Here is a 16,404-nt window from a genome sequence, read left to right on the forward strand (position 1 = left end):
CCGCGGGGCCGGGAACGGCGGCCGAGCGGGGCGGGACGGGGCCTGGCAGGGCGGACAGGGCTGGGCTGCGGCGGCCCGTGGTGAGGGAAGAGGCGCGCCGGCCGGAAAACCGACGAGGGCCGAGCGTACGACTCAACTTCCGTGTCCGGAAGGGGTGCAGATCTCTTTGGCGGAGCCCTGTCAGTACCGCACGGCCCGTCCGGGCGTGTCAACGGCGGACGGCACGGGCCGGCGGGCGCCCACCGCACGTGCCGGGGCGGGCCGGGGTGGGCACCGGCGGTCGGCGGCGGTCGGCGGCGGTACCGGCGGGTGCGGGCGGGTGCGGGCGGACTCCGGCCGTCCGGGTCGCGCCGGAGCACGGAGGGTCCGTGAACCGGGGCAGACGGCCCGTTCCCCGGATTGGGCTACCCTTGAGGGTCACCCCTCCCGTGCCGGCTCTCGGCATCGAATCACGTCGTAAGGGTTCCTAGTACATGACTGTCGAATCGGTCTTCCCACGCCTGGAGGCCCTCCTCCCGCACGTCCAGAAGCCGATCCAGTACGTCGGCGGCGAGCTCAACTCGACCGTCAAGGACTGGGACGCCTGCGACGTCCGTTGGGCGCTGATGTACCCCGACGCCTACGAGGTCGGCCTGCCCAACCAGGGCGTCATGATCCTCTACGAGGTGCTGAACGAGCGCGAGGGCGTGCTCGCCGAGCGCACCTACAGCGTCTGGCCCGACCTCGAGGCACTGATGCGCGAGCACGGCGTCCCGCAGTTCACCGTCGACGCCCACCGCCCGGTGAAGGCCTTCGACGTGTTCGGCCTGTCGTTCTCCACCGAGCTCGGCTACACCAACATGCTGACCGCGCTCGACCTGGCCGGCATCCCGCTGGAGGCCAAGGACCGCACCGACGAGGACCCGATCGTCCTGGCCGGTGGCCACGCGGCCTTCAACCCGGAGCCGATCGCGGACTTCATCGACTGCGCCGTGGTCGGCGACGGCGAGCAGGCCGTCCTCGACATCACGGAGATCACCCGCGCCTGGAAGGCCGAGGGCCGGCCGGGCGGCCGGGACGAGCTGCTGCTGCGCCTGGCCCGTACCGGCGGGGTGTACGTCCCGAAGTTCTACGACGTGGAGTACCTGGCCGACGGCCGGATCGGCCGCGTCGTGCCGAACGCCCCGGGCGTGCCGTGGCGGGTGTCCAAGCACACCGTGATGGACCTCGACGAGTGGCCGTACCCGAAGCAGCCGCTCGTCCCGCTCGCGGAGACGGTGCACGAGCGGATGTCCGTGGAGATCTTCCGCGGCTGCACCCGCGGCTGCCGCTTCTGCCAGGCCGGCATGATCACGCGCCCCGTGCGGGAGCGAAGCATCACCGGCATCGGCGAGATGGTGGAGCGCGGGCTGAAGGCGACCGGCTTCGAGGAGGTCGGCCTGCTGTCGCTGTCCAGCGCCGACCACACCGAGATCGGCGACATCGCCAAGGGCCTCGCGGACCGGTACACCGAGGACAAGATCGGCCTGTCGCTGCCGTCCACCCGCGTCGACGCCTTCAACATCGACCTCGCCAACGAGCTGTCCCGCAACGGGCGCCGCTCGGGCCTCACCTTCGCCCCCGAGGGCGGAAGCGAGCGCATGCGCAAGGTGATCAACAAGATGGTGTCGGAGGAGGACCTGATCCGCACCGTCGCCACCGCGTACGGCAACGGCTGGCGCCAGGTGAAGCTGTACTTCATGTGCGGCCTGCCCACCGAAACCGACGAGGACGTGCTCCAGATCGGCGAGATGGCGAAGAACGTCATCCAGAAGGGCCGCGAGGTCACCGGCCAGAACGACATCCGCTGCACCGTCTCCATCGGCGGGTTCGTGCCCAAGCCGCACACCCCGTTCCAGTGGGCCCCGCAGCTGTCCGCCGAGGACACCGACGCCCGCCTGGCCAAGCTGCGCGACTCGATCCGCGGCGACCGCAAGTACGGCAAGAACATCGGCTACCGCTACCACGACGGCAAGCCCGGCATCGTCGAGGGCCTGCTCTCCCGCGGCGACCGCCGGGTCGGCGCGATCATCCGCGAGGTCTACGAGGACGGCGGCCGCTTCGACGGCTGGCGCGAGTACTTCTCGTACGACCGCTGGATGGCCTGCGCGGACAAGGGCCTGTCCGGCACCGGTGTCGACGTCGACTGGTACACCACCCGCGAGCGCAGCTACGAGGAGGTGCTGCCCTGGGACCACCTGGACAGCGGCCTCGACAAGGACTGGCTCTGGGAGGACTGGCAGGACGCCCTGGAGGAGGTCGAGGTCGACGACTGCCGCTGGACCCCGTGCTTCGACTGCGGCGTGTGCCCCCAGATGGACACGACCATACAAATCGGCCCGACGGGCAAGAAGCTGCTCCCGCTGACGGTCGTCGGCGGCGCTGACCAGCAGAAGTAGGCGGCGGCGTGGGTGACACGGTGAGCGAGCTGTGTGACTTACTTCACAGCCTCTCGGAGGGTGAGCGGGAGCTCGTCCCGGGCGCGCTCGGCATGACGCGCGCCCCGGGCGGGCCTGCACCCACCCTCGGGGAGGCCCGGCAAGGCAGCCGGAGGACCCCTCTGCCCGCCGCCCGTAGTGCCCCGGGCATCGAGTCCTCGATCGAGTGGGTCTGAGGCCTTGAGGCCACGCGTAGAGCCCTCCCCGAACCTCTCGGGGAGGGCTCTTGTGCGCGGTTGCGCGGTCGCGATGGTGGGCGAGACGTCGACAGCCGCAATGCCCTGGCTGAAGGGTCAGTCCGCGGAACAGCCCCAGTACGCGATCTCGACCGGTTCGTCATCTCGGTACAGCACCGTGCACCGGCCTTCCGCGGCTGACGGGCTCCAACAGTTGGCGTATCGAGGCCTCCCATTGTTCGCGCGTGGGCCTGCCGTCGGGAGCCCAGCTGCGGATCTCGCTCTTTGTCAACGGGCGCATCATGGCGAAGTCGTCGCCGGCTTCGGCGTCGATCAGTGCGTAGAAGTCGAGCACCGTGCAGGTCCCTCCGGTCAGGATGTACTCCCGCCAGGCCTCGTCCCTCCACAGCTCAGTGATGGTCCGTCCCGGAAAGCCGTGATCGTCCGTCGCCAACTCCTGGGCCTGAGCCTGGCGGAACGCCGCTTCAAGATTCTCCTGGTAGGGCCCGGTCGCTGCCCATTGACTGCCGCCCACGCAACACCTTTTCTTGATCGCCGTCCTTCGACTGTGCCGCACGCTAACGGCCACCGCTGACAGGTGAGCCAGCGTCTTGGCTGGCTCGCCCACCTTCGAGAGGTGATCGACAGCCGTCAGCTGCCTCCCATGAGTGACAGGTGGGCGTCGGCTGACTTGGACAGGCTGTCCAGGAGGGCCTTGCCCTTCTCGGCCGTTCCAAGCGAGGGGCGGCCGACGATGCCGTTCTGGGTGTAGCCGGCCATGCCCAGGGTGAGGAGGTAAGGGCGCTCGGGGGCGTCGTGGTCGTCGCGCTCGACTCCGTCCTGGATGAGGTGCGGGGCGCCGTGGAGGAGCAGGGAGACCTCCGGCTCGCCGCCGTGCATGTCCTCGGCGCTGCTGCTCTCCAGGGCGGCGGCTTCGCGGGCCCGGTGCCAGTCCTCGCGGACGGGGAAGAGCGCCATCCGCGGGCCGGTGGTGTTGGCCTCCTGGGCCACGTTTGAAAGGACGTAGTTCCCGCCGTGTCCGTTCACGATCAGCAGACCGGGGACGCCGGACGCCTGGAGGGGCTTCCGGATGTCGTTGATCACGGCGTAGAGCGGGGCGGCGCCGTGCTGACCGTGCCCGGCATGTGAGCGTGCTCGTGGGAGCAGGACAGCGTGATGGGCGGTAGGAGGAACAGGTCGTAGTCGGTGGCGATCCGCTGGGCGATCAGGCCGGCGACGACGGTGTCGGTGGTCAGGGGCAGGTGATCGCCACGCTGCTCGAAGCTGCCGACCGACAGTACGGCGATCTTGGCGCCGCGCCGGCGTTCGTGTCGTCTGTCGCATCTCGCGACAGCTGAGTATTCGTACTCTGGTACGACCATCCGGCTCTTGGTTCGATTGAGTTCGAATCGGAGCAATCGAACCCACACGTACCGGATGTGACGAGTGAGCGGCAAGAGCGGCGACGCGCTGAAGGTGGACACCAACGGCTTGACGAAGGTCGGAAAGCAGTGCCATGACATCGCGGAGCAGATGCCGGCCGAACTGGCTCGGGTGCACAAGCCCTCGGACGAGGCCGCGGCCGGTCTGAGCGGCTGGCTCTCCGGCGCCGCGATCACGGCGTGCACGGCGGCGTGGGAGAAGGGGCAGCGCCAACTCGCCAAGGACGTCGGCGACAACGGCAACAACATGATCACCGCTGCGAACAGCTACGACGGCGTGGACGAGGCCGTTCGCAAGAGCCTCGCCTACGGGGGCGAGTAGATGGACCTGTACCAGCTGGAAAACGCGCAGCCCTCGCGTCTGGCCGCTCTCGCCAACGCCTACGACTCCCTCGGGAAGGCCAACCACGCCCATTTCGAGGCAGTGAAGGAGACCTCCCGCTGGGTCGGCACCAACTGGTCAGGGACCGCAGGGAAGGCCGCGAGCAGCAAGCTGAAGCAGACGAACAACTCGCTGGACGGCTCGTACGTGGCGATGCAGGCGACGAGCGCGCTGCTGCGCCATGCCGCCGAGGCGTTCGAGCTCGCGCAGTCCAAGCTGACCGAGGCGCTGGCGGAGGCTCGGAAGGCGGAGTTCACGGTCGGCGCCGACGGGTCCGTCACGTACCCCAAGCCGAGTACGGCGGAGCAGCACGACCCCGACTACGACGCCCCGAAGCGGGCAAAGGCCCTGGCCGACCGGATCGGCAAGGCGATAGCCGAGGCGGACGCGGTCGACCAGAAGGTCGCGCTACGCCTCAACGCGATCGCCCAATTGGCGACCTTCGACGGGCTCAACCCCGAGGCTGCGCGAATTCAGCTCGACGCCGTCAACTCCCTTGACGAGGGGCTGAGGAACCTCGGGTGGCCGGGCAAGGACGCCACCACCGCCGAGGTCAACGCCTGGTGGAAGGGGCTGACTCCGGACGAGCAGCAGAAGATGCTGACCCTGCACCCCGACCTGCTCGGCGGTCGTAACGGCATACCCTCTGAGGCGCGGGACAAGGCCAACCGGGCGCAGCTGGACGGGATGATCAAGTACCTGGAGCAGAAGCCGAACGGGTCGGGTTACGACGACGGCAAGCTGGAGGGCTTGAAGGCGCTTCGGGACAAACTCGCCTCCAACGACGCCCATCTCAACGACACCGATCCAAAGACCAGGCAGCCTCCGATGTTCCTCCTCGGGGTCGGCATGGAGTCTCACGGTCGGGCGATCGTCTCCTACGGCAATCCGGACACCGCGGACAACGTGTCGGCGTACGTGCCGGGTCTGAACACCATGCTCAACGGGCACTTCGTCAACAACGACGTCCAGCGTGCGCGCAACATCTACGACGCGGCCACCCAGAACGACCCCACGAAGAAGAACGCGTCCATCGTCTGGCTTGGTTACGACGCGCCCCAGATCAACGGCAACGACCTCACCAACGACCTCGCCGTCACCGGCACCGGTAATGCGAAGGAGGGCGGCAAGGCGTACAGCGCGTTCATGCAGAGCCTGCGCGCCACGCACGAAGGCGCGGTACCCGCCCATGTCACGACGGTGGCGCACAGCTACGGGTCCCTGACCGCCGGCGAGGCGTCCAAGCAGCCGGGCGGCCTGCACTCTGACGACGTGGTGGTCATCGGGAGCCCGGGGATGGACGTTCACAAGGCCTCCGACCTCGGCGTTCAGGACGGGCACGTCTTCGCCGCTGCGGCCAAGAACGACAAGGTGGCGCAACTCCCCGACCTGACCACCGACCCCGACACGGTGTGGTTCGGCACGGATCCGGCCAGCGGCGAGTTCGGGGCGAAGCGGTTCGGTGCTCCGGACGGGCCGGACAAGGGATGGGCGGGAGCCGTGACGGGTGACATCCCGGCGCACTCCGTCTACTTCGACGCCCGCGAGGAGGAGGTCACGCATCAGGACGGCTCCAAGAGCTCGGAGGTCGTGCGCCATCCGGACGGGACGATCGAGCCGAACGAGTCCCTGCAGGCCATCGCCCAGGTCGTGAGCGGCCACGGCGACCGGGTCGTGACGGTGGCGCCCCGATGAGCGGGGAGGGCGGTGTGCGCCGTGGGTGCCTGCGGGTGCTGGGGGTCGGCGTGCTGGTGGTGGCGGGCTTCGTCGCCTGGCTCGCGTACGGCTGGTGGGACGTGCGGCAGCCCGCAGAGACGCCGATGCGCGAAGCGGTGCCGAGACTCGACCGGATGCTGGAGAGCACCATGGCGGGCATCGAACCGCCGGTCCGGGTGGCCTACGGGCTGATCCACTCCAAGCAGTACGACACCGGGCTCAACGACGAGGTGGACAAGTACCACATCAGCGAGACCGGCCAGATCGTGACCCGGATCTCGCCGGCCAGAGCCGCCGAGTTGTCGAACCGGGTCGAGGCCCGCTGGAAGCAGCTCGGCTATTCGACGACGCGTCCCGCAGGTTCGGCGTCGACCGTCAAGGCCACGACCGGAGACGGCAGCGAGCTTGAGCTGGACGTCTCGGCCGACGGACGGGCGACCGTCCGGGTCGACCTGGGCCAGTACGTCCGCAACTCGCCCTTCGCCCGGCCGAGCGGGGCCCCTGACGGATCGACCACCGAAGAGGTGACGCTGACCGAGGACCCGTACTGGTCGCGCTGACCCGGCAGGAGGCGGAGCTCCGGTCAGGTTCTGTCCGGCGGATCACGTGACCTTCATGACGACTCGGCCACTCAGCGCTGCATCAGGGCTAAGCGACTTGTAAACGTGGCTACTTCGGGTAGCGCTCTCCAGCGCTGGAGAGCCTTGCCTGCTGCGGACGGCTCGGACATGGTTCGGCCGCAGATGGACACCCAGATCCAGATCGGCCCGACCGGCAAGAAGATGCTGCCGCTGACGGTCGTCGTCGGCGCCGGCCAGCAGAAGTAGGCGGCTGCCCGAGCGACGGGTGGAGCCCTCCCCGAATCCTCCGGGGAGGGCTCCACTGGCTCGTGCGGGCGGGGTGGTGCCGGTCGCGGGCTACGGCTGGAGGGCCGGCGGGGCGGGCACGCAGCGGACGACGGTCCACTGTTCCTGCCGGGTCAGCGTCTCGGCCCGGGCGCACCTGCGCTGTTCGTCGCCACGAAGTACCGCCAGGTAGCTGGGAGCGGAATCCAGCGACGGCTCGTTGCCGAAGAAGTAGTAGTGCCGGTAGTTCCGCACCTGGAACACCCCGTCGACGGTTTTGACGTCGCTGTTCGCCTGGAAGTCCTGCGGATCCGCTTTCAGGAAGAACAGGGTTTCCATGTAGTTGAGCGGAAGGCGCTCCGAGACGTACACCGGTTCGTTCGGGTTCCGCGCCCCGTCGGCCGACTTCAGCGCGTCGTCGAATCCCTCCCCGAAGGCCCGGGCGATCTGCTTCGGGTGGCGGGTCGTGTAGTCGTGGAAGAACAGCGTGGCGTAGCCGACGGCGGTGGCCATGATGACGGCGACGACGGCCCGTCCGGTCTTGCGGTCGGTCATCGAGCGGTACAGCCCGCTGACGCCGATCGCGGTGAGGGCGATGAGCGGGATGAACAGGGCGTTGGCCCGGTTGCCGTTGGCCGGCACCACGAACAGCAGGATGACCGCGCCCACCAGCCAGAACGTGAACAGGTTCGTTTCGGGGGAGCGGGTGCGGGCCGCGAAGTGGACGCCGAGCGCGGCCAGCGGAATTCCGATCACGCCCAGTGCCAGGAAGCCGTTGGGGACGGTCCACAGGTAGCCGTCGTTGAAACCGCTGGTCACGAAATGGGTGTTGAGTTCGGCCAGGTCCTGGCCGTTGGTGATCTGGTCGAGCCGTGACGACGGGAATTTCGGCACGCTGAACGGCAGGCTGGATATGAAATCCGGCGAGCGGTGCAGGACGTTGTTGACCAGGATGAACAGCAGCAGCGGCCCGCCGACGACCAGGAATCCCAGCATGCTCAGCCCGACCGGGACCGGGTGCTTCAGCACCGTGCGGTACCGGGTGCACAGGTAGAGCCCCACGATCACCGGCACCACGAAGATCGCCACCCCGTAGGCGTACAGCGCGAGCGCCAGGAGCACCAGGGAGAAGGGGATCAGTGTCCGGGGGCGCGACGAGGTGTACGCGTAACCCAGGGTGGTCACTCCGGCGAGCAGGAAGAACGGCAGGATGTTCGACTCCAGTGCCCACCGTGACGCGGTGACGTGCCATGGGGTGACGGCGAGGAGTCCCGCCCCGACCAGGGCCGCGGGGAGGTCCGCGAAACGCCGCAGGGCGACGTACAGCAGCGGGACGGCGCCGATGCCCAGGAGGACCGGAACGAGCCGTACGGAGAGGACGCTCAGGCCGAACAGGCCGACGACCGGCACACTCAGGTAGGAGAGCAGCACGTTCTGTCCGGAGCCCCAGCTGGGAAAGTAGACCGGCCAGGGATTGCCCCAGCGGTCCGTACCGTGGGTCAGGAGCGAGAACGTCTCGTATCCGGCGCTGGCCTCATCCTGATTGAGGCCGCCGGGCAGGTCCGGAAAACGCCACAATCTGAGGATTGCCGCGATCACCGTGATCGCGGTGATCGCGATGGTGCTCTTCTGGAGGGTCACGGGACGTTTGGTCACGGCGTTATTCGCACAGTCGCAAGAGGAATGAGAGTGGGCATTGCGCATTCCATGTCGGGGTGATTCCCTTCCGTGCTGGTGGATCGCCGTGCATGGCCGATAGATAAACGGATGATATTGGTAGCACTGCTGTCGTTGGGTGGGATGCTGCCGAGCCCTGCGGTCGCGCGGGCCCGCCGGCCGGCTGCCCTTTCGGGCGCGGGCGGGGCGAAGGGGCCAGGACCGGCGGGGAAGGGGGGCGGGCGGGGCGCGTACCCTTACTGGTGACAGATGTCCGGTGCAGTGACCCGGACCGGGACAGAGTGACGAAGGACTGAGCAACCCTGGCACGCCGTACGCCCGACGGTCCGCCGCCCGCGCCGACGGTGCAGCGGATTCGCCTCCGCTACACCAAGCGCGGCCGGCTCCGTTTCACCAGCCACCGCGACTTCCAGCGCGCCTTCGAGCGCGCCCTGCGCCGGTCCGCCGTTCCGATGGCCTACTCGGCCGGCTTCACCCCGCACCCGAAGGTCTCCTACGCCAACGCGGCCCCGACCGGGGTGGCGAGCGAGGCGGAGTACCTGGAGATCGGCCTGGCCGCGGTCCGCGACCCCGAGCAGCTGCGGGCGCAGCTGGACGAGTCGCTGCCGACCGGCCTGGACGTGATCGACGCGGTCGAGGTGCGGACGCCGAACTTCGTGGAGCGCCTGGAGGCCTCCGAGTGGCTGGTCCGGCTGGACGGCGTCGAGCCCGACGTGGCCGCCGAGGCGGTCGCGCGTTTCCTCGCCGCCGAGCGGGTCGAGGTGGAGCGCCGCACCAAGAACGGCCTGCGGGTCTTCGACGCGCGGGGTGCGGTGGCGGCGCTGGAAGCCGTTCCGGCGCAGGTCGAGGTCGGTACGGATGCCGGGGCCGAAACCGGCCGCGATGTTCGGACCGGCCGTCCCTGTGCGATACTGCGCCTGGTAGTACGACACGCCACACCCGCCGTACGACCCGACGACGTATTGTCCGGTCTCCGTGCGACGGCCGACCTGGCGCCGCCGGTCCCCGCAGAGGTGACCAGGCTGGCGCAGGGGCCGCTCGACGAGGAGACCGGCACGGTGACCGACCCGCTGGCGCTCGACCGCGCCACGGCCCCGGTCGGCTCGGAGCCGGCCGCAGGGCCGCACGCTACCGCGTCCGCCTAGCGGGGGGAGGCCGGGCCCAGTGCCTCACTGGGCCCGACGGTCCTCCAGGGTTCCCGCGGCTCCCCAGGGGAGCGAGCGTCGTCGCAGCACAGGCCTGCCACCCCGGGGCCTGCCGACCACGAAGGTCGGCCGGTCCGGGACCCCGTCCGGGAGCCACCCGGGGTTGGGGGAAGGCGCAGCTTGGGAAAACCTCAGAAGACTGGTCAGACCAGAAGACTTTCGACACCCCGCCGAGCGCGGGGCGCCGAGCGAGACTACGAGCCCCTGTGCGGCCTCGCGTCCGCGCGGCGGCACCGTCAAAGGGTCCGGTCCCGGCATCGTCGCGATGCCGACCGCCCAGCGGTGCCGTGCCGTGCCCGGATGCGGAGCCCGGGGGCCTGACGGGAGATCCACCCGCATGCTCGATAACACCGATCCGCAGCAGACTGCGGCCACGGAACAGAACGAAACCGCCGCGACCGGTGGCGAGGGCGCGTCCGCCGCGCCGCCGCGCCGTCGTCGCCGGGCGGTGTCCCGCCCGGCGGGCGCCCCGCAGGGTGCGGCCACCGAGGCGGCCGAGACGGTCCTGCCGGCCGACGCGCCTGCGGCCGTCACCGCTGCGGCTCCGGCCGCTGAGGCGGCCGCCGAGCCGGTCGCCGAGAAGCCGGTCCGGGCCCGCCGGACCCGCAAGCGCGCCGAGGCCCCGGCCGGTGCGCCGGAGGCCACCGCGATCGTGGTGACCGCGCCGGAGGCCGTCGAGGCCCCTGTGGCCGAGGCCACCGCGAAGGCGCCGAAGGCCGCCAAGGCCACGAAGACCGAGAAGGCCGCCAAGAGCGACAAGGCCGAGAAGGCCGAGACGGCGGAGAAGGCCGAGACGGCCGAGAAGCCCGCCCGGGCCCGCCGCACCCGCAAGCGCGCCGAGGCGCCCGCCGGTGCCCCCGCTGCCGAGGCCGAGGCCCCCGCCGTCGAGGCGCCGGTCGTCGAGACCCCCGCCGTGGAGGCTCCGGCCGCCGAGCCGGCGGCCGAGGAGGCCCCCGCCGCTCCGGCCCGCCGCACGCGCCGCCGTCGCGTGGTCGAGGCCGCGCCGGTCGTCGAGGCCCCGGTGGAGGAGCCCGCCGCCGAGGAGCCGCAGGCCGAGGAGCCCGAGGAGGAGGCCGTCGAGGCCGCCACCGAGGCCCCTGCCGCCCAGCCCGCCGCTGCCGCCCCGGCCGCCGAGGCCGAGCCGCACCACCGGGTGCGCCGCCGCGCCGTCCGCCCGGCCACCGCGGTCTTCCAGGCCCCGGTGTTCCAGGAGCCGGCGACCTTCGTCGCGCCGTCCGCGCCGGAGCAGCCCGCCGTCGCCCCGGCTCCCGCCGCCGCCCAGGCTCCGGCCGAGGCCCCGGCCGTGGCCGGGCGCGAGGAGGAGGACGAGTTCGAGTACAGCGGCGTCGGCCGTCGCCGCCGGGTCCGTACCCGGGTCGAGCCGACCCGCCGCAAGCCGGCCGCCCAGGCCCCGGCGAAGGCCCCGGCGAAGGCTCAGGCCAAGGCGCCGGTCGCGGCGCCCGTCGTCGAGGCCCCGGTCGTCGAGGCGCCCGCCGTGGAGGCCCCCGCCGCCGGTCCGGAGACCGAGGACGAGTGGGAGGACGGCCGTCCGTCGCGCCGTCGCCGCCGGGGCGGTCGCCGCCGTCGCCGCGGCGAGGCCGAGGACTTCGAGGCCGCCGAGGCCGTCGAGACCGAGCAGCCCGCCGCCGAGGAGCCGGCCGAGGCCGTCGCCGAGGAGGAGGGCGAGGAGGACGACGACCTGGCCAACGGCCTGTCCTCGTCCCGCCGTCGCCGTCGCCGTCGCCGCCGCAGCGGTGAGGCCGGCGCCGTCGAGACCGCCGAGACCACCGAGGACGGCGTCCGCACGGTGGTGAAGGTGCGCGAGCCGCGCCGCCGCTCCACCGAGCCGTCCTTCGACCCGGACGAGGTGCAGTCCATCAAGGGCTCGACCCGTCTGGAGGCCAAGAAGCAGCGCCGCCGCGAGGGCCGCGAGCTGGGCCGCCGCCGGGTGCCGATCATCACCGAGGCCGAGTTCCTGGCCCGCCGTGAGTCGGTCGAGCGCGTCATGGTGGTGCGCCAGAGCGGCCAGCGGACCCAGATCGGCGTCCTCGAGGACGGCGTGCTGGTCGAGCACTACGTCAACAAGGAGCAGGCCACCTCGTACGTCGGCAACGTCTACCTGGGCAAGGTCCAGAACGTGCTGCCGTCGATGGAGGCCGCCTTCGTCGACATCGGCAAGGGCCGCAACGCGGTGCTGTACGCCGGCGAGGTCAACTTCGGCGCGCTGGGCGGCCACGGCGGCCCGCGCCGGATCGAGTCGGTGCTGAAGTCCGGCCAGTCCGTGCTGGTGCAGGTCTCCAAGGACCCGATCGGCCACAAGGGCGCCCGCCTGACCAGCCAGATCTCGCTGCCCGGCCGCTACCTGGTGTACGTGCCCGAGGGCTCGATGACCGGCATCTCGCGCAAGCTCCCCGAGAACGAGCGCGCCCGCCTGAAGCAGATCCTCAAGAAGATCGTCCCGGACGACGCGGGCGTCATCGTGCGCACCGCGGCCGAGGGCGCCTCCGAGGAGGAGCTGACCCGCGACGTCCAGCGCCTCCAGCAGCAGTGGGAGGACATCCAGAAGAAGGCCGCGACCGGCAACGCCCCGGCGCTGCTGTACGGCGAGCCGGACATGACCGTCCGGGTCGTGCGCGACATCTTCAACGAGGACTTCAGCAAGGTCATCGTCTCCGGCGACGAGGCGTGGAAGACCATCCACGAGTACGTCTCCAACGTGGCCCCGGACCTCGCCGAGCGGCTCCAGCGGTGGACCTCCGAGGTGGACGTGTTCGCCACCTACCGGATCGACGAGCAGCTGATGAAGGCGCTGGACCGCAAGGTCTGGCTGCCCAGCGGCGGTTCGCTGGTGATCGACCGCACCGAGGCGATGGTCGTCATCGACGTCAACACCGGGAAGTTCGTCGGCCAGGGCGGCAACCTGGAGGAGACGGTCACCCGGAACAACATCGAGGCGGCCGAGGAGATCGTGCGCCAGCTGCGGCTGCGCGACCTCGGTGGCATCATCGTGATCGACTTCATCGACATGGTGCTGGAGTCCAACCGCGACCTGGTGCTGCGCCGCCTGCTGGAGTGCCTGGGCCGGGACCGGACCAAGCACCAGGTGGCCGAGGTCACCTCGCTGGGCCTGGTCCAGATGACCCGCAAGCGGGTCGGTCAGGGCCTGCTGGAGTCCTTCTCCGAGCCGTGCGTGCACTGCAACGGCCGCGGCGTGATCGTCCACATGGAGCAGCCGAGTACCCACGTCCACGCCCCCGTGGCGGCGGGCGAGGCCGGCGGCGGCAAGCGCCGTCGCCGGGGCAAGGGCGGCGCGGGCCACGAGGAGCCGCAGGCCGTCGAGGCCGCGGTGGCCGTCGTGGCCGAGCCGGTGGCGGTGGAGGCCGTCGCCGAGTCGGCCGAGCCGGTGCGCGAGGAGATCGAGGGCCAGCTGGCCCTGGAGGTCCCGGGCGTCGAGGCCGCGGCCGAGGCGGCCGCGCAGGCCGTGCCGGCCCCGGTCGTCGAGGCTCCCGTGGCCGAGGCCCCGGCCGCCGCTCCGGCGGGCCGTCCGCGTCGTCGCGCCGTGCGCAAGGCGACCGCTCCGGCGGGTTCCCCGGACTCCGCCGAGATCGTGGTGCTCCAGGCCAAGGCCGAGGCGGCGCTGGAGGCGGCCCTGGAGGCCGCCGCCCCGGCGGTCGCGGAAGCCGCTGCCGAGGCCGCCGTCGAGGCGCCGGGCGAGCCGGTCGTGGTCGAGGAGGCCGCGGTCGCCGCCGAGGCTCCGGAGGCCGCCGAGGCCGCTGCCGAGGCTCCGGCCGAGGAGGCGCCGGCGCCGAAGAAGCGGGCCGCCCGCAAGACCGCCGCGAAGAAGACCGCCGCCAAGAAGACCACCACGGCGGCCAAGAAGACCACCGCCCGCAAGACCGCGACCAAGCGGACGAGCGCGGCGGCCAAGAAGGCCGCGGCCGCCGAGGGTGATACGGCGGCCGAGTAGTGCCCACGCCCGGGGCGGGAGCGATCCCGCCCCGGGTCGTACGGGCCGGTTTGCCCCCTGGGCGGCCGGTCCGTATTCTTGACCATCGGCGTGTCTACGCCATGCTCCCGAGCACATCACCTTCCGAGGTCGCCGCGTTCGCGCGGAGGGCCGGGGAGAGGCTCCTGTGTCCGTACCCAGGTGGCTGGCGTCGGGGGTTCCGACCGAGCAAGGAAAGCAGGTACCGCATGTACGCGATCGTTCGCGCAGGCGGCCGCCAGCACAAGGTCGCCGTTGGCGACGTGCTGGAGATCGACCGTATCGAGGCCAAGCCGGGTGACTCGGTCGAGCTCTCGACCATCCTCGTCGTCGACGGTGACGCTGTCACCTCCGACCCGTGGGTCCTGGCCGGCGTGAAGGCTCACGCCGAGGTGGTCGACCAGACCAAGGGTGACAAGATCGTCATCCTGCGTTACAAGAACAAGACCGGCTACCGCCGCCGTCAGGGCCACCGCCAGCGGCACACCGCGGTGCGCATCACCAGCATCGACTCGGTCAGCAAGTAAGGGGATAGCGAAAAATGGCACACAAGAAGGGCGCAAGCTCTACTCGTAACGGCCGTGACTCGAACGCCCAGCGCCTCGGCGTCAAGCGCTTCGGTGGCCAGGTCGTCTCGGCCGGCGAGATCCTCGTCCGCCAGCGCGGCACCCACTTCCACCCGGGTGCCGGTGTCGGTCGCGGTGGCGACGACACGCTGTTCGCGCTGACCGCCGGTGCGGTGCAGTTCGGCAACCGTCGCGGCCGCAAGGTCGTCAACATCGTGGCCGTCGAGGCCTGAGTCCCCGCGGACTCCCGAGTCTGAGCGGACCCACCGGGTCCGGGCGGACTCACCGGGTCTGAGAAGACTCACAGTGAAGGGTGGGCCGGAATTCTCCGGTCCACCCTTCACGCTTTACGCAGGTAGCAAGCAGACTCTCGCGCACTGGAGGCACACCCATGACCACCTTCGTGGACCGCGTCGAACTTCACGTCGCCGCGGGTAACGGGGGCCACGGCTGCGCCTCCGTGCACCGCGAGAAGTTCAAGCCGCTCGGCGGGCCGGACGGCGGCAACGGCGGTGAGGGCGGCAGCGTCATCCTCACCGTGGACTCGCAGGTCACCACCCTGCTCGAGTACCACCACTCGCCCAAGCGCAAGGCCACCAACGGCAAGCCGGGCGCCGGCGGCCACCGCACCGGTGCGGACGGCGAGGACCTCGTCCTGCTGGTGCCGGACGGCACCGTGGTGCTGGACCGCAAGGGCAACGTGCTGGCCGACCTGGTCGGGCACGGCACCAGCTTCGTCGCCGCCCAGGGCGGCCGCGGCGGCCTCGGCAACGCCGCGCTGGCCTCGGCCCGCCGCAAGGCGCCCGGCTTCGCGCTGCTCGGCGAGCCCGGCGAGGCCCGTGACATCGTCATGGAGCTCAAGTCCGTCGCCGACGTGGCCCTGGTGGGCTACCCGAGCGCCGGCAAGTCCTCGCTGATCTCGGTGCTCTCCGCCGCCAAGCCGAAGATCGCCGACTACCCGTTCACCACCCTGATCCCCAACCTCGGCGTGGTCACCGCGGGCGACACCGTCTACACCATCGCCGACGTGCCCGGCCTGATCCCGGGCGCCAGCCAGGGCCGCGGCCTGGGCCTGGAGTTCCTGCGGCACGTGGAGCGCTGCTCGGTGCTGGTGCACGTGCTGGACTGCGCCACCCTGGAGCCCGGCCGTGACCCGCTGAGCGACCTGGAGACCATCGAGGCCGAGCTCGCCGAGTACGGCGGCCTGGAAGACCGGCCGCGTCTGGTCGCGCTCAACAAGGTCGACGTCCCGGACGGCCAGGACATCGCCGACCTGACCCGCGCCTCCCTGGAGGAGCGCGGCTACCGGGTGTTCGAGGTCTCCGCCGCCTCCCGCAAGGGCCTGCGCGAGCTGAGCTTCGCGCTGGGCGGGATCGTCGCCGAGGCGCGCGCCGCCAAGCCGGCCGAGGAGTCCACCCGGATCGTGCTGCGGCCCAAGGCCGTCGACGACGCGGGCTTCACCATCACCGAGGAGGACGGCGCCTACCGCATCCGCGGCGTCAAGCCGGAGCGCTGGGTCCGCCAGACCGACTTCTCCAACGACGAGGCCGTCGGCTACCTCGCCGACCGGCTGGCCCGCCTCGGCGTCGAGGACCGGCTCTGGAAGGTCGGGGCGCACGAGGGCGACACCGTCATCATCGGCCCGGACGAGAACGCCGTCGTCTTCGACTGGGAGCCGACCATGGCCGCCGGTGCCGAGATGCTCGGCCGCCGCGGTGAGGACCACCGAATGGAGACCCAGCGCCCGGCGGTCGACCGCCGCCGCGAGAAGCAGAAGGGCCGGGACGCGGCCGAGGCCGAGTTCCTCGCCTTCGAGGCGCTCTCCAGCGGCCGCCAGGCCGCCATCGAGGGCGACGACGACGAGGACCACTGAGCTTCGTAGCTCTTCGAGTCGAACGGCCCCCGCCACCTGTCGAGGTGGCGGGGGCCGTTTCGCGTGCTCAGCGGCGACGGA

General features: G+C 71.0%; 12 protein-coding genes and 1 pseudogene. 10 read left to right on the forward strand and 3 right to left on the reverse strand.

Going from position 1 to position 16,404, the window contains the following annotated elements; genetic code table 11:
* Positions 1 to 473 precede the first annotated feature (473 nt).
* Positions 474 to 2,417, forward strand: a complete 1,944-nt coding sequence (locus tag ACGF0D_RS33050; protein WP_392922572.1) for a TIGR03960 family B12-binding radical SAM protein — start codon at positions 474 to 476, stop codon at positions 2,415 to 2,417.
* A gap of 375 nt (positions 2,418 to 2,792) precedes the next feature.
* Here the strand turns inward: ACGF0D_RS33050 and ACGF0D_RS33055 are convergent, their stop codons facing one another.
* Positions 2,793 to 3,260, reverse strand: a complete 468-nt coding sequence (locus tag ACGF0D_RS33055) for a hypothetical protein (protein ID WP_392922575.1) — start codon at positions 3,258 to 3,260, stop codon at positions 2,793 to 2,795.
* Positions 3,261 to 3,283: 23 nt separating this feature from the next.
* Positions 3,284 to 4,155: pseudogene (locus tag ACGF0D_RS33060) on the reverse strand (creatininase family protein).
* Between ACGF0D_RS33060 and ACGF0D_RS33065 the strand changes: the two are divergent.
* From ACGF0D_RS33065 to ACGF0D_RS33080, 4 genes are all read left to right on the forward strand, one after another.
* A complete protein-coding gene (locus ACGF0D_RS33065; protein WP_392922609.1) occupies positions 4,079 to 4,396 on the forward strand; it encodes a hypothetical protein in 318 nt (105 codons plus the stop codon). The pseudogene ACGF0D_RS33060 and the gene ACGF0D_RS33065 sit on opposite strands and share 77 nt — an antisense overlap.
* A complete protein-coding gene (locus ACGF0D_RS33070) occupies positions 4,397 to 6,151 on the forward strand; it encodes an alpha/beta hydrolase (RefSeq protein WP_392922578.1) in 1,755 nt (584 codons plus the stop codon).
* Positions 6,152 to 6,165: 14 nt separating this feature from the next.
* Complete coding sequence (locus tag ACGF0D_RS33075) at positions 6,166 to 6,732, forward strand: hypothetical protein (RefSeq protein WP_392922581.1); 567 nt, start codon at positions 6,166 to 6,168, stop codon at positions 6,730 to 6,732.
* 144 nt (positions 6,733 to 6,876) lie between these two features.
* Positions 6,877 to 6,999 (forward strand): hypothetical protein, encoded by a 123-nt coding sequence (locus ACGF0D_RS33080; protein ID WP_392922611.1) that lies wholly within the window; start codon positions 6,877 to 6,879, stop codon positions 6,997 to 6,999.
* A 90-nt stretch (positions 7,000 to 7,089) separates the two neighbouring features.
* Here the strand turns inward: ACGF0D_RS33080 and ACGF0D_RS33085 are convergent, their stop codons facing one another.
* The gene (locus ACGF0D_RS33085; protein WP_392922583.1) at positions 7,090 to 8,673 is read right to left on the reverse strand and encodes a glycosyltransferase family 39 protein; all 1,584 of its coding nucleotides are present in this window, start codon (positions 8,671 to 8,673) and stop codon (positions 7,090 to 7,092) included.
* 365 nt (positions 8,674 to 9,038) lie between these two features.
* On the opposite strand from ACGF0D_RS33085, the gene ACGF0D_RS33090 reads away from it, so the two are divergent.
* The 5 genes from ACGF0D_RS33090 (at position 9,039) to obgE (ending at position 16,323) form a co-directional block, all read left to right on the forward strand.
* A complete protein-coding gene (locus ACGF0D_RS33090; RefSeq protein WP_392869925.1) occupies positions 9,039 to 9,839 on the forward strand; it encodes a TIGR03936 family radical SAM-associated protein in 801 nt (266 codons plus the stop codon).
* A gap of 397 nt (positions 9,840 to 10,236) precedes the next feature.
* Entirely contained in the window at positions 10,237 to 13,866 is a 3,630-nt protein-coding gene (locus ACGF0D_RS33095; protein ID WP_392922585.1) for a ribonuclease E/G, read from the forward strand.
* 227 nt (positions 13,867 to 14,093) lie between these two features.
* Positions 14,094 to 14,411 carry a 50S ribosomal protein L21 gene (gene rplU, locus ACGF0D_RS33100; protein ID WP_376162381.1) on the forward strand — a complete coding sequence of 106 codons (318 nt, stop codon included), beginning with the start codon at positions 14,094 to 14,096 and terminating at the stop codon, positions 14,409 to 14,411.
* 14 nt (positions 14,412 to 14,425) lie between these two features.
* On the forward strand, positions 14,426 to 14,683 hold the full coding sequence (rpmA, locus tag ACGF0D_RS33105; protein ID WP_030058248.1) for a 50S ribosomal protein L27: 258 nt from the start codon (positions 14,426 to 14,428) through the stop codon (positions 14,681 to 14,683).
* A 158-nt stretch (positions 14,684 to 14,841) separates the two neighbouring features.
* Entirely contained in the window at positions 14,842 to 16,323 is a 1,482-nt protein-coding gene (gene obgE, locus ACGF0D_RS33110) for a GTPase ObgE (protein WP_392869920.1), read from the forward strand.
* Positions 16,324 to 16,404: the final 81 nt, after the last annotated feature.

The organism is Kitasatospora sp. NPDC048298 (assembly GCF_043201465.1).
Taxonomy (GTDB): domain Bacteria; phylum Actinomycetota; class Actinomycetes; order Streptomycetales; family Streptomycetaceae; genus Kitasatospora.